Source organism: Pelomonas margarita (assembly GCF_043555875.1).
GTDB lineage: Bacteria > Pseudomonadota > Gammaproteobacteria > Burkholderiales > Burkholderiaceae_C > Pelomonas > Pelomonas margarita.
This window is the reverse complement of sequence record NZ_JBIGHW010000008.1, coordinates 64885-78830: the sequence shown is the minus strand read 5'-3', so window position 1 is coordinate 78830 and position 13946 is coordinate 64885. Positions and strand designations below refer to the sequence as shown.

The 13946-nt window shown below is 70.0% G+C and carries 13 protein-coding genes; 5 read left to right on the top strand and 8 right to left on the bottom strand.

Annotation, left to right across the window (positions count from 1 at the left end):
* Positions 1 to 8: 8 nt before the first annotated feature.
* Together ACG0Z3_RS15290 and ACG0Z3_RS15285 are read right to left on the bottom strand one after the other, a co-directional pair.
* Positions 9 to 1394: a sensor histidine kinase gene (locus ACG0Z3_RS15290; RefSeq protein ID WP_394399180.1), complete on the bottom strand. Its 1386-nt coding sequence runs from the start codon at positions 1392 to 1394 to the stop codon at positions 9 to 11.
* 2 nt (positions 1395 to 1396) lie between these two features.
* A complete protein-coding gene (locus ACG0Z3_RS15285; RefSeq protein WP_394398907.1) occupies positions 1397 to 2062 on the bottom strand; it encodes a response regulator transcription factor in 666 nt (221 codons plus the stop codon).
* A gap of 89 nt (positions 2063 to 2151) precedes the next feature.
* Between ACG0Z3_RS15285 and ACG0Z3_RS15280 the strand changes: the two genes are divergently transcribed.
* The 3 genes from ACG0Z3_RS15280 (at position 2152) to ACG0Z3_RS15270 (ending at position 5174) form a co-directional block, all read left to right on the top strand.
* The gene (locus ACG0Z3_RS15280) at positions 2152 to 3363 is read left to right on the top strand and encodes an ABC transporter substrate-binding protein (protein ID WP_394398905.1); all 1212 of its coding nucleotides are present in this window, start codon (positions 2152 to 2154) and stop codon (positions 3361 to 3363) included.
* Positions 3360 to 4421, top strand: a complete 1062-nt coding sequence (locus ACG0Z3_RS15275) for an ABC transporter ATP-binding protein (protein WP_394398902.1) — start codon at positions 3360 to 3362, stop codon at positions 4419 to 4421. Before ACG0Z3_RS15280 ends, ACG0Z3_RS15275 begins: the two co-directional genes overlap by 4 nt.
* A gap of 72 nt (positions 4422 to 4493) precedes the next feature.
* Positions 4494 to 5174, top strand: coding sequence for an energy transducer TonB (locus ACG0Z3_RS15270; protein WP_394398900.1), 681 nt, complete (start codon positions 4494 to 4496; stop codon positions 5172 to 5174).
* A gap of 67 nt (positions 5175 to 5241) precedes the next feature.
* Here ACG0Z3_RS15270 and ACG0Z3_RS15265 read toward each other — a convergent pair whose 3' ends face one another.
* The 6 genes from ACG0Z3_RS15265 to ACG0Z3_RS15240 all read right to left on the bottom strand — a co-directional run bounded on the left by ACG0Z3_RS15265 (position 5242) and on the right by ACG0Z3_RS15240 (position 11146).
* Complete coding sequence (locus ACG0Z3_RS15265; protein WP_394398898.1) at positions 5242 to 5784, bottom strand: hypothetical protein; 543 nt, start codon at positions 5782 to 5784, stop codon at positions 5242 to 5244.
* A 26-nt stretch (positions 5785 to 5810) separates the two neighbouring features.
* On the bottom strand, positions 5811 to 6710 hold the full coding sequence (locus ACG0Z3_RS15260) for a glycoside hydrolase family 16 protein (RefSeq protein WP_394398896.1): 900 nt from the start codon (positions 6708 to 6710) through the stop codon (positions 5811 to 5813).
* Between the two features lie 32 nt (positions 6711 to 6742).
* Positions 6743 to 8074 (bottom strand): GH1 family beta-glucosidase, encoded by a 1332-nt coding sequence (locus ACG0Z3_RS15255; protein ID WP_394398894.1) that lies wholly within the window; start codon positions 8072 to 8074, stop codon positions 6743 to 6745.
* 13 nt (positions 8075 to 8087) lie between these two features.
* A complete protein-coding gene (locus ACG0Z3_RS15250; RefSeq protein WP_394398892.1) occupies positions 8088 to 8906 on the bottom strand; it encodes a carbohydrate ABC transporter permease in 819 nt (272 codons plus the stop codon).
* Positions 8903 to 9799, bottom strand: coding sequence for a carbohydrate ABC transporter permease (locus ACG0Z3_RS15245; protein ID WP_394398890.1), 897 nt, complete (start codon positions 9797 to 9799; stop codon positions 8903 to 8905). The genes ACG0Z3_RS15250 and ACG0Z3_RS15245 overlap by 4 nt, the downstream gene beginning before the upstream one ends.
* 66 nt (positions 9800 to 9865) lie before the next feature.
* Positions 9866 to 11146 (bottom strand): ABC transporter substrate-binding protein, encoded by a 1281-nt coding sequence (locus ACG0Z3_RS15240; RefSeq protein ID WP_394398888.1) that lies wholly within the window; start codon positions 11144 to 11146, stop codon positions 9866 to 9868.
* A 240-nt stretch (positions 11147 to 11386) separates the two neighbouring features.
* Here ACG0Z3_RS15240 and ACG0Z3_RS15235 point away from each other — a divergent pair, with 240 nt between their 5' ends.
* Positions 11387 to 12808: a carbohydrate-binding protein gene (locus ACG0Z3_RS15235; RefSeq protein WP_394398886.1), complete on the top strand. Its 1422-nt coding sequence runs from the start codon at positions 11387 to 11389 to the stop codon at positions 12806 to 12808.
* 86 nt (positions 12809 to 12894) lie between these two features.
* Positions 12895 to 13944: a LacI family DNA-binding transcriptional regulator gene (locus ACG0Z3_RS15230; protein WP_394398884.1), complete on the top strand. Its 1050-nt coding sequence runs from the start codon at positions 12895 to 12897 to the stop codon at positions 13942 to 13944.
* Positions 13945 to 13946: the final 2 nt, after the last annotated feature.

Genomic DNA, 13946 nt, shown 5'->3' with positions numbered 1-13946 from the left:
CCCCCCCCTCACCCCACCGGCAACGTCAACCTCGCAATGCACCCCTTCGGCGCTGCCGGCAGCAGCTCCGCACTGCCCCCATGCCGCTCGGCAATCTCCCGCACGATGGCCAGCCCCAGGCCGCAGCCCTCGCCGTGCGCCGCGCCGCGCACGAAGCGCTCGAAGGCACGTTCGCGCAGGTCCAGCGGCAGGCCGGGGCCGTTGTCCTCCACGTCCAGCCACACATCGTCACCCGCGCGGCGCACGCGCACGGTGATGGTGGCGCCAGGGCCGGCGTAGCGCAGCGCGTTGTCGATGAGGTTGGTCAGCGCCTCGCGCAGCAGCAGGGCCACGGCGTGCACGCACAGCGGCGCTTCGGGCAGCTCCACACCCAGGTCGCAGCCAGCGGCCAATGCGCGCGGCACCTGCTCGGCCGCCACCTCGCGGGCCAGCGCCACGCAGTCCACCGCAGCCCAGCCCTGCACGGCCGCGGCCTCGGGCTCGGCGCGGGCCAGCACCAGCAGCTGCGACACCAGCCGCGCGCCGCGCACGGCGCTCTCGTGCAGGCGCTGCAGACGCTGGCGCAGTGCGGGGTCGCTGGCCTCGGCCAGCGCCAGCTCGGCCTGGCTCTTGAGGCCGGCCAGCGGCGTGCGCAACTGGTGGGCGGCGTCGCTGATGAAGCGGCGCTGAGTGGCCAGGCTGTGCTGCACCTGGCCCAGCAGCTCGTTGACGGCGCCGGCCAGCGCGCCCACCTCGGGCGGCGCGGCGCGCAGCTGCACCGGATCCAGCGCATCGGCGCGGCGGCCTTCCATCTGACGCTGCAGCTCGGCCAGCGGGCGCAGACCGCGCTGGATGCCGGCCCACACGCCCATGCTCATCAGCGCGATCAACAGCGACAGCGGCAGCGCGGTGTCCAGCAACATCCGCCGCGCCAGCAGCTCGCGCGGCTTGCTGGCGCGGGCAATCTGCACGCGCAACGGCGCGTCCACCGCGCCGGGAGCGCTCAGGCGCAGGTCCAGCGAGACCACGCGCATGGGCTCGGGCACCCGGGTGTCGAAGAACACTGGCTCGTTGAGCGCGGCGGCGCGCGGCGGCGCCGGCATGCGGGCGTCGCCCAGCAGCAGCTGCCCCGGCGGCGAGCTGACCATGTAGATGACGCGGTCGTCGGGGTTGGTCGGGTCGGCGGCGAGGATGTCCTGCGCCGAGGGCGGTAGGTCCACGAACAGGCCGCTGGCGGTGGGCCGGATCTGCCGCGACAGCGCACGCGCGGCCTGCACGAGCGAGGCGTCCACCAGCTCGTCGGCATGGCGGGTGGCGGCCCGGTAGGCGCCGAAGGCGGCCACGCCCCACAACACGATCTGCGGCAGCAGCAGCCACAGCAGCAGTTGCCGGTGCAGCGAGCGGCCGGCCGGCATGCTCAAGCCGCCGTGGCTTCCAGCAGATAGCCCAGGCCGCGCACGGTGCGCACGGCCAGGCCCGAACCTTCGAGCTTCTTGCGCAGGCGGTGGATGTAGACCTCCAGCGAGCCGCCGGCGGCGCTGTCCTCGCTGCCCCAGGCCTCGGCGATCTGGGCCTTGGTGACGACGCGGTCGCGCTCGGTGACCAGCAGGTCCAGCAGCGTCCATTCGCGCGGGCTCAGCTCCACCAGCTCGCCGGCGATGCTGGCGCGCCGGGCCGTGCGGTCCAGCGTCAGGCCGCGCAGCTGCTGGGCCGCGCCGGCCGGCCGGCCGCGGCGCAGCAGCGCGTGCAGGCGCGCCTCCAGCTCGGGGAAATCGAAGGGCTTGGTGAGGTAGTCGTCCGCGCCGGCCTGCAGCCCGGCCACGCGGTGCTCCAGCGCGTCCAGCGCTGTCAGCACCAGGATGGGCAACGTGCGGCCCGCCTCGCGCACGCGCTTGAGCACGGTCAGGCCGTCCACCATGGGCAGACCGAGGTCGAGGATGGCGATGTCGAAGTCCTGCTTCTTCAGCAGGTACTCGGCCACCGCGCCGTTCTCGGCCCAGTCCAGCTTGAAGCCGGCCCGCGTCAGCTGCTGCTGCAGCGCATCGGCCAGCACCGGGTCGTCTTCGGCAAGCAGCAGGTTCATGGCCGCGCACTGTAGCGGCGCCGGCCCTACTGGTTAATACGATATTAAGTTTATTAATCATCGGTAATGATCGGCACATGCTTCGCGCCGTGCTCCCTGCCCTGTTCGCCGCTGCGGCCCAGGCTGGCCCGCAGGTGGACGTGGTGCACTGGTGGACGTCGCCCGGCGAGACGGCCGCCATGCATGCGCTGGCTGACGCCTACCGCGCCGCCGGCGGGCAATGGCGCGATGTGGCGGTGGTGGCCTCGGCCCAGGCGCGGGCCGTGGTGCTGGCGCGCATGGACGCCGGCCACCCGCCGACGGCGGCGCAGTTCAACCCGTCCCAGCCCTTTCGCCAGTTGGCACGCCAGGGCCGGCTGCATGCGCTGGACGAGGTGGCCCGCCGGGGCCGCTGGGCCGAGCTGCTACCGGCCGTGCTGCTGGACGCCGTGCGCGTGGACGGCCACCTGTACGCCGCGCCGGTGGCCATCCACATGCCGGCCTGGCTGTGGAGCTCCAAGGCGGCGCTGGCCCGGGCCGGCGTCAAGGCCGAGCCGCGCAGCATGGTCGAGCTGTTCGCCGCACTGGACAAGCTGCAGGGGGCTGGCCTGATCCCACTGGCCCATGGCGGCCAGCCGTGGCAGGACCTGAACCTCTTCAACGCCATCCTCGCCAACCAGGGCGGGCGCGAGCTCTACCAGGCCGTGTTCCGCGACCGTGACCCCGCCGCGCTGCAGGGCGACGCACTGCGGCAGGTGCTCGTCAACTACAAGCGGCTGCGCCGCTATGTCGACGCCGCCTCGCCGGGCCGCAGCTGGAGCGACACGACGGCGCTGCTCGTCAGCGGCCGTGCGGGCCTGAGCTTCATGGGCGACTGGGCCAAGGGCGAGTTCACGCAGGCCGGCCAGCTGCCGGGCCGCGACTTCGGCTGCGCGCCGGGCCTGAGCCCGCGCGCGCCCTACATCGTGGACGGCGACGTGCTGGTGTTCCCCAAAGACCGCGACGGCAGCGCCCGGCCGGCCCAGGAGCTGCTGGCGCGTGTGGCCACGGCGCCGGCCACACAGCTGGCCTTCAGCGCGCGCAAGGGCTCCATCCCCGTGCGCACCGACCTGGACACCCGCTCGCTGGATGTCTGCGCTCAGGCCGGCGCCGCCGCGCTGCGCGACGCCCACCGGCTGGTCGGCAACACCGAGATGCTGCTGGCCCCCGAGCAGCTGACGGCGCTCGAACGTGCCGTCAGCGACTACTGGAACCGGGACATTCCCGCGCAGGCCGCGCAGCAGACGCTGGCCAAGATCTTGACCGACAGGAGACTTCCTTGACCCGCGTTCACATCCAGGACCTGAGCATCCGCTTTGGCAACCACGACGTCATCAAGCACCTCGACCTCGACGTGCACAGCGGCGAGTTCCTCGTGCTGCTGGGCCCCTCGGGCTGCGGCAAGAGCACGCTGCTGCACACCATCGCCGGGCTGAACCCGGTCAGCGGCGGCAGCATCCACATCGGCGAGCAGGACGCCACGCATGCCGAGCCCAGCCAGCGCGGCGTGGGAATGGTGTTCCAGAGCTACGCGCTGTACCCGACGATGACGGTGAAGGAGAACCTCGCCTTCCCGCTGAAGATGGCCAAGACGCCCAAGGCCGAGCTGGACAAGCGCGTGGCCGCGGCGGCCGAGATGCTGCAGCTGGGCCCCTTGCTGGAGCGTCGACCGGGCCAGCTCTCCGGCGGCCAGCGCCAGCGCGTGGCCATCGGCCGGGCCGTGGTGCGCGAGGCCAAGGTGCTGCTGCTGGACGAACCGCTGTCCAACCTCGACGCCAAGCTGCGCACCGACCTGCGCCGCGAGCTCAAGCAACTGCACCAGCGCCTGGGTAACACCATGATCTACGTGACGCACGACCAGGTGGAGGCCATGACGCTGGCCACGCGCATCGTCGTCATGCACCAGGGCGTGATCCAGCAGATTGGCACGCCAGCCGAGGTCTACGACCGGCCCAACAACCTGCGCGTGGCCGGCTTCGTCGGCTCGCCGGCCATCAACCGTCTCGAGGGCCAGGTGGACGAAGGCGGCCGCTTCGTGTCGCCCGCGCTGACCCTGCCGCTGCCTGCGGCACTGGCCTCGCGCCAGCAGGGCGAGGCGCTGACGCTGGCCGTGCGGCCCGAACACGTGAAGCTGGGCGCCGAGCAGCCGTTCGCCGCGCAAATCCAGCTCATCGAGCCGCTAGGCAATCAGCATGTGGTGTGGATGAACAGCGCCGGCTGCAGCGTCTCGGCCGTGCTGCAGGGCCAGCCAGAGGTGGCGGACGGCGCCAGCGTGCGCTTCGGCTTCGACGCAGCCAAGGCGTTGTGGTTCAACGCCGAGGGCGAGCGCATCCCGACCTGATGCGCTGTCACGAAGTTCTGCTGGAATGGGACTTGCGTGCCTGCAGCTCCCACTTCCCGCCCTTCTCCGTTCATGCCCGACATCGCCCAACGGCCACGCCTGCTGGCCGCGTTGAGCCTGGCCCTGCCGCTGCTCGCGGCGGCCCAGACCGCCCCGCCACCCCAGGTGCCCGAGCGCGCGCTGCGCGATGCCGAACGGGTGCTCAACATCATCAAGTTCCATGCGGTGCGCCCGCGCCCGGCCGACAAGCCGCGCCGCCCGGCATCGACCGCCAGCACGCGCCCGGCCGAGGTGGTCGCCCCGACCGCTGCGATCGCCGTGGCGGCGGCCGCGAGCACACCGCAGCCCACGCCGGCAGCCGAGCCGCCGCCTCCGGCCAGCATCGTGGCAGCCACCTTGCCGGAGCCGCAGGCGCCTGCCGCCGCGCCAGTCGCCACCGCCGCCACGGCGGCTCCGCCAGCCGTCGATGACGACGACGCCCCAGACGAGCCGGAAGAGGTCGCGCTGCAACTGCGCCATTTCGTAGCGCCGGTGCTGACGCCCTCGGTGCAGGCCATGCTCGGCGCGGGTGCACGTCGCGTCGCGGTGCGCTTCACAGTGGCCACCGACGGCACCGTCACCAAGGCCCAGGCCGCCGCCGATGTGCCGCCACGGCTGGCCCGGCCCGCCACCGAGGCAGTGCTGCAGTGGCAGTTCGAGCCCCTGCCCCAACCGCGCACGGTGGACGTGGAGCTGGCCTTGCGGCGCGAGTGAGTGTCGCGCGCCGCCAACGGCGAGGCGCGCCTTCGGCCCTGACTGCCGGTTGAAGCCCTGTCGCGCCTCAGGGTGCCGAAGCCGCCGCGCTGGCCGGCACGACCCAGCTGAAGCGCTCGATGCCGCGACCCATGGCTTCCGCCGTGTTCTTGTGGCTGCCCGACGCCGGCCCCTTGAGCAGCACCACGATCCGGTGGCCGGCATTGGTAGCGACATAGCTGATGGCGCGCTGGCCGTTGGGCAGCGTGCCCTCGTAGCGGCCACCGGCCACGCCGCCGACCGAGGTGGCGCTGGCGGCGTCGCGCGTCAACGCCTTGTCGAACGGGTTGCCGATGCGCACCGCGCCTTCCAGCGCGTCGTAGGGCTTGGCCAAGTCGGGCTCGGCAAAGCTCCAGACGACGATGTAGACAGCCTTGGGGTCGCTCGCGCGGGTGAGCACGACCATGCCGGCTGGCTTGCCGGTGCGCGGGTCGGTCTTGTCATCGCGGTTGACCTCGGTCAGCCCGTCGGGCGCGATGAAGCTGCCGTACGGGGTCTTGACCTCGGCGGCCTGGGCGGACGCCGCCAGCAGGCCGGCGGCCAGCGCGAGGCAGTGGAGCAGTCGGGACATGGCGGGTCTCCCTGGCCGTGGCGAGCTCAGTTTTCCTTGTAGATGCGCACCCAGTCGACCAGCATGCGCGACGTGGTCGGCGTGGTGGCGTCGGGTACGCCGGGCCAGTCGCCCCCGATGGCGAGGTTCAGGATGACGAAGAAGGGCTTCTCGAACACCCAAGTACCGCCGGCCGGCAGGCTGCTTGGCGTGAGGCGGTGGAACTCCTTGCCATCGACGTACCAGATGATCTCGTTGGGACGCTTGATGATGGTGTAGGTGTGGAAGTCGTTGACGACCGGGGCGCCGAGGTCGACCGGCTTGCCGATGCCTTGCGCGCCCGAGTAGCCGGGGCCGTGCAGCGTGCCGTAGGTCGAGTTGGGCGTCTGCGGCACGAACTCCATGATGTCGATCTCGCCCGACTTGGGCCACGGGTTGGTGGCGATGTCGGCACCCAGGGTCCAGAAGGCCGGCCACACGCCCTTGCCGGTGGGCAGCTTCATGCGGGCCTCGACCTTGCCGTAGGTGAAGCTGACCTTGTTGTTGCTGTGGATGCGCGCCGACGTGAATTCGCAGGGCTTGCCGTTCCAGCAGGGGCCGGGGTTGGTGGCGCGCTCGGCAGTGATGACCAGCATGCCGTTGCCGTCGGTCTGGGCGTTGCGGGCGTCCTTGGTGTAGTACTGGTACTCGCGGTTGCCCCAGCCGTTGTTCTCGGCGTTGCCGAGGTCGTAGTTCCAGTGCGCGGCCTTGGGCACGGTGCCGGCGGCGTCGTCGAATTCGTCACTCCACACCAGCGTCCAGTTGTTGGACGGAGCTGGGGCCGCGGGCGTGGCCGCCGGTGTGGCGGCAGTGGCTGAGCCGCCGCCACCGCCACAGGCGGTCAGGGCAAAGGCGGCGGCAGACAGGACGCTGCGCCAGCGGCGCGGCAGGCGGTTGATCGTGGGCATGGGGTACGTGTCTCCAGAGTTGTTGTAGGGATTCAGCCGCGCCACTGGCGCAGGAACTCGCGGTACCACTCGGCGCTGGCCTTGGGCGTGCGCACCTGGGTGTCGTAGTCCACGTGCACGATGCCGAAGCGCTTGAGGTAGCCGCTGGCCCATTCGAAGTTGTCGAGCAGGCTCCAGACCATGTAGCCGGCCATGGGCACGCCCTGCTGCAGGGCGCTGGCCACGGCGGCGATGTGGGTGCGCAGGTAGTCGATGCGGTCGTCATCCTGCACGCGGCCGTCCACGAGGCGGGCGTCGGGAAAAGCGCCGCCGTTCTCGGTGATGTAGACCTTGGGCAGGCGCGCGTAGTCGTGCCTGAGCTGCACCAGCAGGTCGGTCAGGCCCTGAGGGTAGATCTCCCAGTCCATGTCGGACACCGGCAAACCGCGGCCCTTGGCATTCCAGTCCTCGCCGCTGGCGGCAATGACGGAGCGGGTGTAGTTGTTGACACCCAGGTAGTCCATGGGCTGGGCGATGACGCCCATGTCGCCGGCCTGCACCACCGGCGCGTCTGCGCCGAGGTCGGCGAGCGCGCCCTCGGGATAGCTGCCCTTGAACAGCGGGTCGGTGTACCAGCGGCGGCCATGGGCGTCGGCCAGCCGGGCCGCGGCGATGTCGGCCGGCATGGCGGTGGCCGGCACGGTGGACGACAGGTTGAGCACGATGCCCAGCTCGCTGCGCGCACCGTCGGCGCGCAGCGCCTGCAGCGCCAGGCCGTGGCTGAGCAGCAGGTGGTGCGACACCTGCGCGGCGACGCGGCGGCTCTGGATGCCAGGCGCGAAGATGCCCTTGTCATGGCCCAGCGTGGCAACGACCCAGGGCTCGTTGTGCGTGGTGAGCCCGGCGAGGCGGTCGCCCAGGCGCGCCTGCACGTGGCGGGCGTAGTCGACGAAGCGGTGCACGGTGTCGCGGTCGAACCAGCCGCCACGGTCCTGCAGCCCCTGGGGCAGGTCCCAGTGGTTGAGCGTCAGCCAGGGCTGGATGCCGCGCGCCTTCAGCCCGTCGACGAGGCGCTCGTAGAAGTCCAGGCCCTGGGGGTTGAAGGCGCCGTGGCCGTCGGCCTGCACGCGCGGCCAGGCGACGGAGAAGCGGTAGGCATTGACACCCAGCGACGCGATGAGGTCGAGGTCGTCGTCCAGGCGGTGGAAGTGGTCGCAGGCCACGTCGCCGTTGCTGGCATCGGCGATGGCGCCGGGCTGGCGGCAGAAGCGATCCCAGATGGACTCGCCCTTGCCGCCTTCGGAGGCGGCGCCCTCGATCTGGAAGCTGCTGGTGGCGACGCCCCAGACGAAGTCGGGCGGGAACTGGCGGTGCAGAGAGTTCATGGGCGGTTCTGGCTTATTTGACGGCGCCCGCGGTGAGGCCCGCGATCAGCTGGCGCGACGAGACGACGAAGAGGACGATGAGCGGCAGGGTGGCGATGGCGGAGCCGGCCATCAGCGCGCCCCATTCGGTGCTGGTGGTGCTGAACAGGCTGCGCAGCGCCAGCGGCAGCGTGTAGTTCTCCGCCGAGCGCATGACGATCAACGGGTTCATGAAGTTGTTCCATGAACTGATGAAGGTGATGAGGCCCAGCGTGCCGAGCGCCGGCTTCATCAGCGGCAGCGCGATGCGCCAGTAGATGCCCAGCTCGCTGGCGCCGTCGATGCGGGCGGCGCTGAGCAGCTCCCTGGGCACGGTGCTGGCCGCGAACTGGCGCATCAGGAAGATGCCAAAGGCGCTGGCCGCGCCGGGCAGGTAGAGCGCGCGGTGGGTGTCGATCCAGCCTAGCGCGTCCATGACCATGAAGCTGGGGATCATGTTCATGAACGATGGCACCATCAGCGTAGCCATGACGAGAGCGAACAGCGCCTTCTTGAAGCGGAACTCCAGCAGCGCGAACGCGTAGCCGGCCATGGAGCAGAACAGCAGCGTCAGCGCCGTGGACATCAGGCCCACGTACAGGCTCCAGCCGACGTTCTTCCAGAACGGCAGCCGGGTGGTGAGAACCTGCAGGTTGTTGAGCAACTGGTCGCTGAAGAACAGCGGCGGCGGCACGTTGAAGATGTCGGTGCGCGACTGCGTGGCGAACACGAACATGAAATAGAACGGCGCCAACATGAACAGCGCGCCGATGCCCACGATGGCGTAGGCCAGCAGCTTCGGGGTCGTCTTCATGCCTGCACCTGCCGATCTGCAAACGCCTTGTTCGTCAGCCAGGTCAGCAACGCGATGAGGCCGAACATGAGCCAGGCCAGCGCGCTGGCGCCGCCGAAGTCGCTGAAGTCGAAGGCCAGGCGGTAGAGGTACATGGCCACGGTCATCGCGGACTGGTCGGCGCCGCCCTTGCCGTTGGTGAGGATGAAGGGCTCCTCGAACAGCTGCAGCCCGCCGATGATGGACAGCGTCACACCGAACAGAATCATGGGCTTGAGGCCCGGGAGCGTGATGCGCAGGAACTGCTGCCAGGGGCCGGCGCCGTCCAGCCGCGCGGCCTGGTAGAGGTCGTGCGGGATGGTCTGCAGCGCGGCGAGGTACAGCACGAGGTTGAAGCCCACGTAGCGCCAGAACACCACCATCGCCACAGCCGGCTTGATCGCGTCAGGCGAGCGCATCCAGTGAATGTTGTCGATGCCGAAGGCCGCATGCAGCGCCTGGTTGATGAGGCCGTAGTCGGTGGAGAACAGCGAACCGGCCAGCATCGCGATGGCGACGGTGGACGTGATGTAGGGCAGAAAGTAGGCGCCCGAGAACAGCCCGCGCCAGCGGCCGAAGGCCTGGTGCAGGAACACCGCCAGCGGCAACGCCACCAGGTGCTGCGGCAGGCCCGAGGCCAGCGCCAGCCACAGCGTGTTCCATAGCGACTTCCAGAACCAGCCGTCGGTCAGCGCGAAGACGAAGTTGTCGAAGCCGACGAACTGCATCGCCTCGATGCCGCTCGTGGGCTCCCAGGACTGGAAAGCCAGCCAGCCCGAGAAGGCCAGCGGGAACAGCCCGAACACGGCGAACAGGATCAGGAAGGGGCTGACCAGCACATACGGCGCCCAGCGAGAGGGGATTCGGAACGACATGTCAGCAGACCTTCCGCGGCAAGGGGTGCGCCTTGCCGCCAGGGTGGGACGGGAAGCCGGGCGTCATCAGCGGCGGGCGCGGTGCACCAGCAGGGCCTGCGCGTCTTCCAGCGCCTGGGCGATGGGCTTGCCGTACTCCAGCACGTTGTCGAGCTCGGCATTGATGACCTCATCGGCGAACTTGTGCTGCTTGTGCATCTTGACGACGGGGATGCGCCGTGCGGCGTCGCGCCACAGCAGGCGGGCCTGCTGGCCGCCGAGGAAGGGCACGGGCTGATCGAAGAACGGATCGTCCTGCGCGGCCAGCAGCGCGGGGAAGGCGTCCTGCGAACGGAAGGCGTCGAGCTGACGCTGGCGCTCCAGCGTCAGCTCCTGGATGAGCTGCCAGGCCAGCGCCTTCTTCTCGGGCGCCGAACGGCGCGGGATGGCGTAATAGGTGCCACCGTAGGAACAGAAGGTGTTCTCGGGCAGCTGCGCCACGCGCCATTTGCCGGCCGTGCCCGGCGCCACCCAGTTAGCCATCTGGCCAGCCATCCAGCAACCCGATATCTCGGTGGCCAGGCGGCCGCGCTTGAGCATCTCGGCCCAATCGTTGAACCACACCTCCACGCGGGCATCCAGGCCCTGCTGACGCACCTTGCGGGCCAGCTCGAACGCGCGCACGAAGCGCGGCGACGTGATCTGCGCGCGGCCCTGGGCGTCGAAGAACTGCCCCTCACCAGGCGGCGTGCCGGCACGCACCACCATGTCCTTGAGCAGGCGCACATCGCCGATCAGGTAGGCGCCCGTGCGCGCCTTGAGCTGCGCGCCGGCCTCCGCGTAGCTCTCCCACGAGCGCGTCAGGTCGGCCTCCTTCAGGCCGGCCCGGGCCAGCAGGTCGACGCGGTAGAACAGCGAACCCGGGCCGATGTCGGTGGGCATCGCGACGATGCGGCCATCGCGGTTGCGCGCGGTGTCGATGGCGAAGCTGACGAAACGATCCTTGAAGCGCTCGGCCCCGAAGGCCGGCGCGGACAGATCCTCCAGCCCCGTGCCCAGCGAGAAGCGGCCCAGGTAGCTGGTCTCCAGCGCGATGACGTCCGGCAGGTGGCCCGACGTGGACAGCGCCGTCGTCATGGCGGTGTGGTGGTCGTCGTATTGGCGGCTGATGACCTCGACGCGCACCTCCGGCCGCGACTGCGCCCAGCCCTTGAGCACGTCCTTGGCGATGACGTCCACCAGCGGAAAGGCGGCCACCGTCAGCGGCAGCTGGCTGGCCGCCGGCGCCGGGCCGGCTACCACCCCGGCCGCGCCGCCCAACGAGGCAGCCAGCAGGTGGCGACGGGAGAGAGCGTGGGATGCAGGCATGATTTTGAAAGCGCTTTCAAGATTGTGCATGGCCCCGTCGCGAGCCCCAGCAGCACAAACCCTAGGCCCCGTGTTGACGATGGCTGGCCGGCCGCGCAAACCCGGGGCGGGTCTGCCCGTCCCTGAGTTCGGCCACACGCCCCGGATTGCCGAGCCGGCCGGTGAACGCGCAAACTGAAAGCGCTTTCAAGTCGCCGACACAGGCGACGGGCACCCCAAACCCTTTGTTGGAGACACCGCATGAGATGGCTGAGATCCCTGATCCGACCCGCCCTGGTGGGCCTGCTGAGCGCTGCGGCGGGCCTGGCCCACGCGCAGTGGCAGTTGGTGTGGAGCGACGAGTTCAACGGCAGTATTGGCCCGGCCTGGGTGTTCGAGACCGGCACCGGCACGAACGGCTGGGGCAACAACGAGCTGCAGTACTACCGGCGTGAGAACGCGACGATCGAGAACAACGCGCTGGTCATCACCGCGCGGCGCGAGAACTTCGGCGGTATGGCCTACACCTCGGCCCGCTTGAAGACACAAGGGCTCAAGACCTTCAAGTACGGCCGCATCGAGGCGCGCATGAAGCTGCCCAGCTTCCTCGGCGCGTGGCCGGCGTTCTGGATGCTGGGCGCCAACCTGCCGCAGGTGGGCTGGCCGGCGTCGGGCGAGATCGACGTGATGGAGAAGATCAACGACGAGCAGAAGGTCTACGGCACCCTCCACTGGCAAGACCACACCAACCAATACGCCCAGTACAGCGGCAACCTCGCCACCACGGTGACCGACTGGCATGTCTACGCTGTCGAATGGGACGCCAGCGCCATCCGCTGGTACGTGGATGGCGTGAAGTACCACGAGGCCAGCATCGCCAATGGCGTCAACGGCACCAGCGAGTTCCACAACGACTTCTTTCTGCTGCTGAACTTCGCCATCGGCGGCAACTGGCCGGGCTTCAACGTCAACACGGCTGCGCTGCCGGCCAAGATGCATGTGGACTACGTGCGCGTCTACGCACCGGCCTCCGGCGGCGTGGCCACCGTCTTCCAACACTGCAACTACGGCGGCTATGCGGCCGCGCTGCCCGAGGGCAGCTACACCCGCGCGCAGTTGCAAGCCCGCGGCGTCGGCGACAACGACCTGTCCTCGCTGCGCGTGAATGCCGGCTACCAGGTGCAGCTGTTCGACGGCGACAACTTCAGTGGCGCCAGCGTCACCCGAAGTGCCGACAGTGGCTGCTTGGTGGACCAGGGCTTCAACGACCGCGCCACCTCGGTCATCGTCGCCAAGGCCAGCTCGGCCTGGACGCGCCAGATCGAGGCCGAGGCCTTCAACGCGCAGACCGGCGTGCAGCTGGAGGCCTGCAGCGAAGGCGGGCAGAACGTAGGCTGGATCGACGCCAACGACTGGATGGCCTACAACGGCATCACCTTCCCCAGCAGCGGCGCCTACCGGGTGGAGTACCGCGTGGCCAGCCCGGGCAACGGCCAGCTGTCGCTGGACCTGAACGCTGGCAGCGTGGCGCTGGGCCAGCTGGCCGTGCCCAACACCGGCGGCTGGCAGAACTGGACCACCATCTCCCACACGGTGAACGTCAATGCCGGCACCTACAACGTCGGCCTGTTCGCGCCTCAGGGCGGCTGGAACCTGAACTGGATACGGTTCACCAAGCTGTAAGGCAGGCCGACCGGGGCGGCCCGGAATACCCGCAAGAGCCGCTCCCGGATCGACGCCTACACTCGGCCACCCCGCTCAGACCGCCGATGAATAACAAGACGCCCCCCGCCAAGAAAGCGCCTTCAAGCCGCCCCGACGGGGTGGTCACGCTGGAACAAGTGGCCGAATTGGCCGGCGTGTCGCCCAGCACGGTGTCGCGCATCCTCAATGGCACGGCCTCGGTCAGCGAGGCCAAGAAGGAGGCCGTGCAGGCCGCCATCCGAGAGCTGGGCTTCCGGCCCAACCCGGTGGCGCGCGGCTTGGCCGGCGGCAAAACGATGTCCATCGGCGTCGTCACGCAGATCATCTCCAGCCCCTTCTACGGCGAGGCGCTGCTGGGCATCGAGCGCGAACTGGAACGGGCGGGCTACGTGCCGCTGTTCGTATCGGGCAACTGGCACGAAGACGACGAGCGCAAGGCCATCGAGGCCCTGCTGTCGCGGCGCGTGGACGGCATCATCGTGCTGGCCGGCCGCCTGCCCGACGAGCAGCTCGTCAACCTGGCCGGCGGCCTGCCGACCGTGGTGGTGGGGCGCCAGCTGCAGGGGCCGAAGCTGTACAGCTTCGGCTTCGACAACCGCCTAGGCGCCCGCCTCGCCACGCAGCACCTGATCGACCAGGGCCACCGGCGCATCGCCTTCGTGGCTGGTGACCTGCTGCACGATGACGCCGTCGAGCGCCAGGCCGGCTACCTCGATGCGATGGCCGCCGCCGGCCTGGGCGTCGACCCCGAGCTCATCGTGCAGAGCGACTTCACAGCCGCAGGCGGCATGCTGGCGGTCAGCCGGCTGCTGGAGCGCCAGGTGTCGTTCACGGCGCTGTTCCTGTCCAACGACGAAATGGCCATGGGCGCCTGCCTGGCGCTGCACCGGCGCAACCTGCGCGTGCCGGACGACGTCTCCATGGTGGGCTTCGACGACGTCATCATGGCCCGCTACACCATGCCGCCGCTGACCACCGTGCGGCAGTCGGTCTACGAGATCGGCACCGAAGCCGCCACGGCCATGCTGGCCATGCTGCGCGGCGACAAGCCCGACGCCCGCCCGCCGGGCCCCGAGCTCATCGTGCGCGAGAGCACGCGGCGCCTGCTGCGCTGAGC

Bases quoted from the DNA above. Each gene is read 5' to 3' on its own strand.
- ACG0Z3_RS15290 (WP_394399180.1), bottom strand. From the start codon at position 1,394: ATGCCGGCCGGCCGCTCGCTGCACCGGCAACTGCTGCTGTGGCTGCTG.
- ACG0Z3_RS15285 (WP_394398907.1), bottom strand. From the start codon at position 2,062: ATGAACCTGCTGCTTGCCGAAGACGACCCGGTGCTGGCCGATGCGCTG.
- ACG0Z3_RS15270 (WP_394398900.1), top strand. From the start codon at position 4,494: ATGCCCGACATCGCCCAACGGCCACGCCTGCTGGCCGCGTTGAGCCTG.
- ACG0Z3_RS15265 (WP_394398898.1), bottom strand. From the start codon at position 5,784: ATGTCCCGACTGCTCCACTGCCTCGCGCTGGCCGCCGGCCTGCTGGCG.
- ACG0Z3_RS15260 (WP_394398896.1), bottom strand. From the start codon at position 6,710: ATGCCCACGATCAACCGCCTGCCGCGCCGCTGGCGCAGCGTCCTGTCT.
- ACG0Z3_RS15255 (WP_394398894.1), bottom strand. From the start codon at position 8,074: ATGAACTCTCTGCACCGCCAGTTCCCGCCCGACTTCGTCTGGGGCGTC.
- ACG0Z3_RS15250 (WP_394398892.1), bottom strand. From the start codon at position 8,906: ATGAAGACGACCCCGAAGCTGCTGGCCTACGCCATCGTGGGCATCGGC.
- ACG0Z3_RS15245 (WP_394398890.1), bottom strand. From the start codon at position 9,799: ATGTCGTTCCGAATCCCCTCTCGCTGGGCGCCGTATGTGCTGGTCAGC.
- ACG0Z3_RS15240 (WP_394398888.1), bottom strand. From the start codon at position 11,146: ATGCCTGCATCCCACGCTCTCTCCCGTCGCCACCTGCTGGCTGCCTCG.
- ACG0Z3_RS15235 (WP_394398886.1), top strand. From the start codon at position 11,387: ATGAGATGGCTGAGATCCCTGATCCGACCCGCCCTGGTGGGCCTGCTG.
- ACG0Z3_RS15230 (WP_394398884.1), top strand. From the start codon at position 12,895: ATGAATAACAAGACGCCCCCCGCCAAGAAAGCGCCTTCAAGCCGCCCC.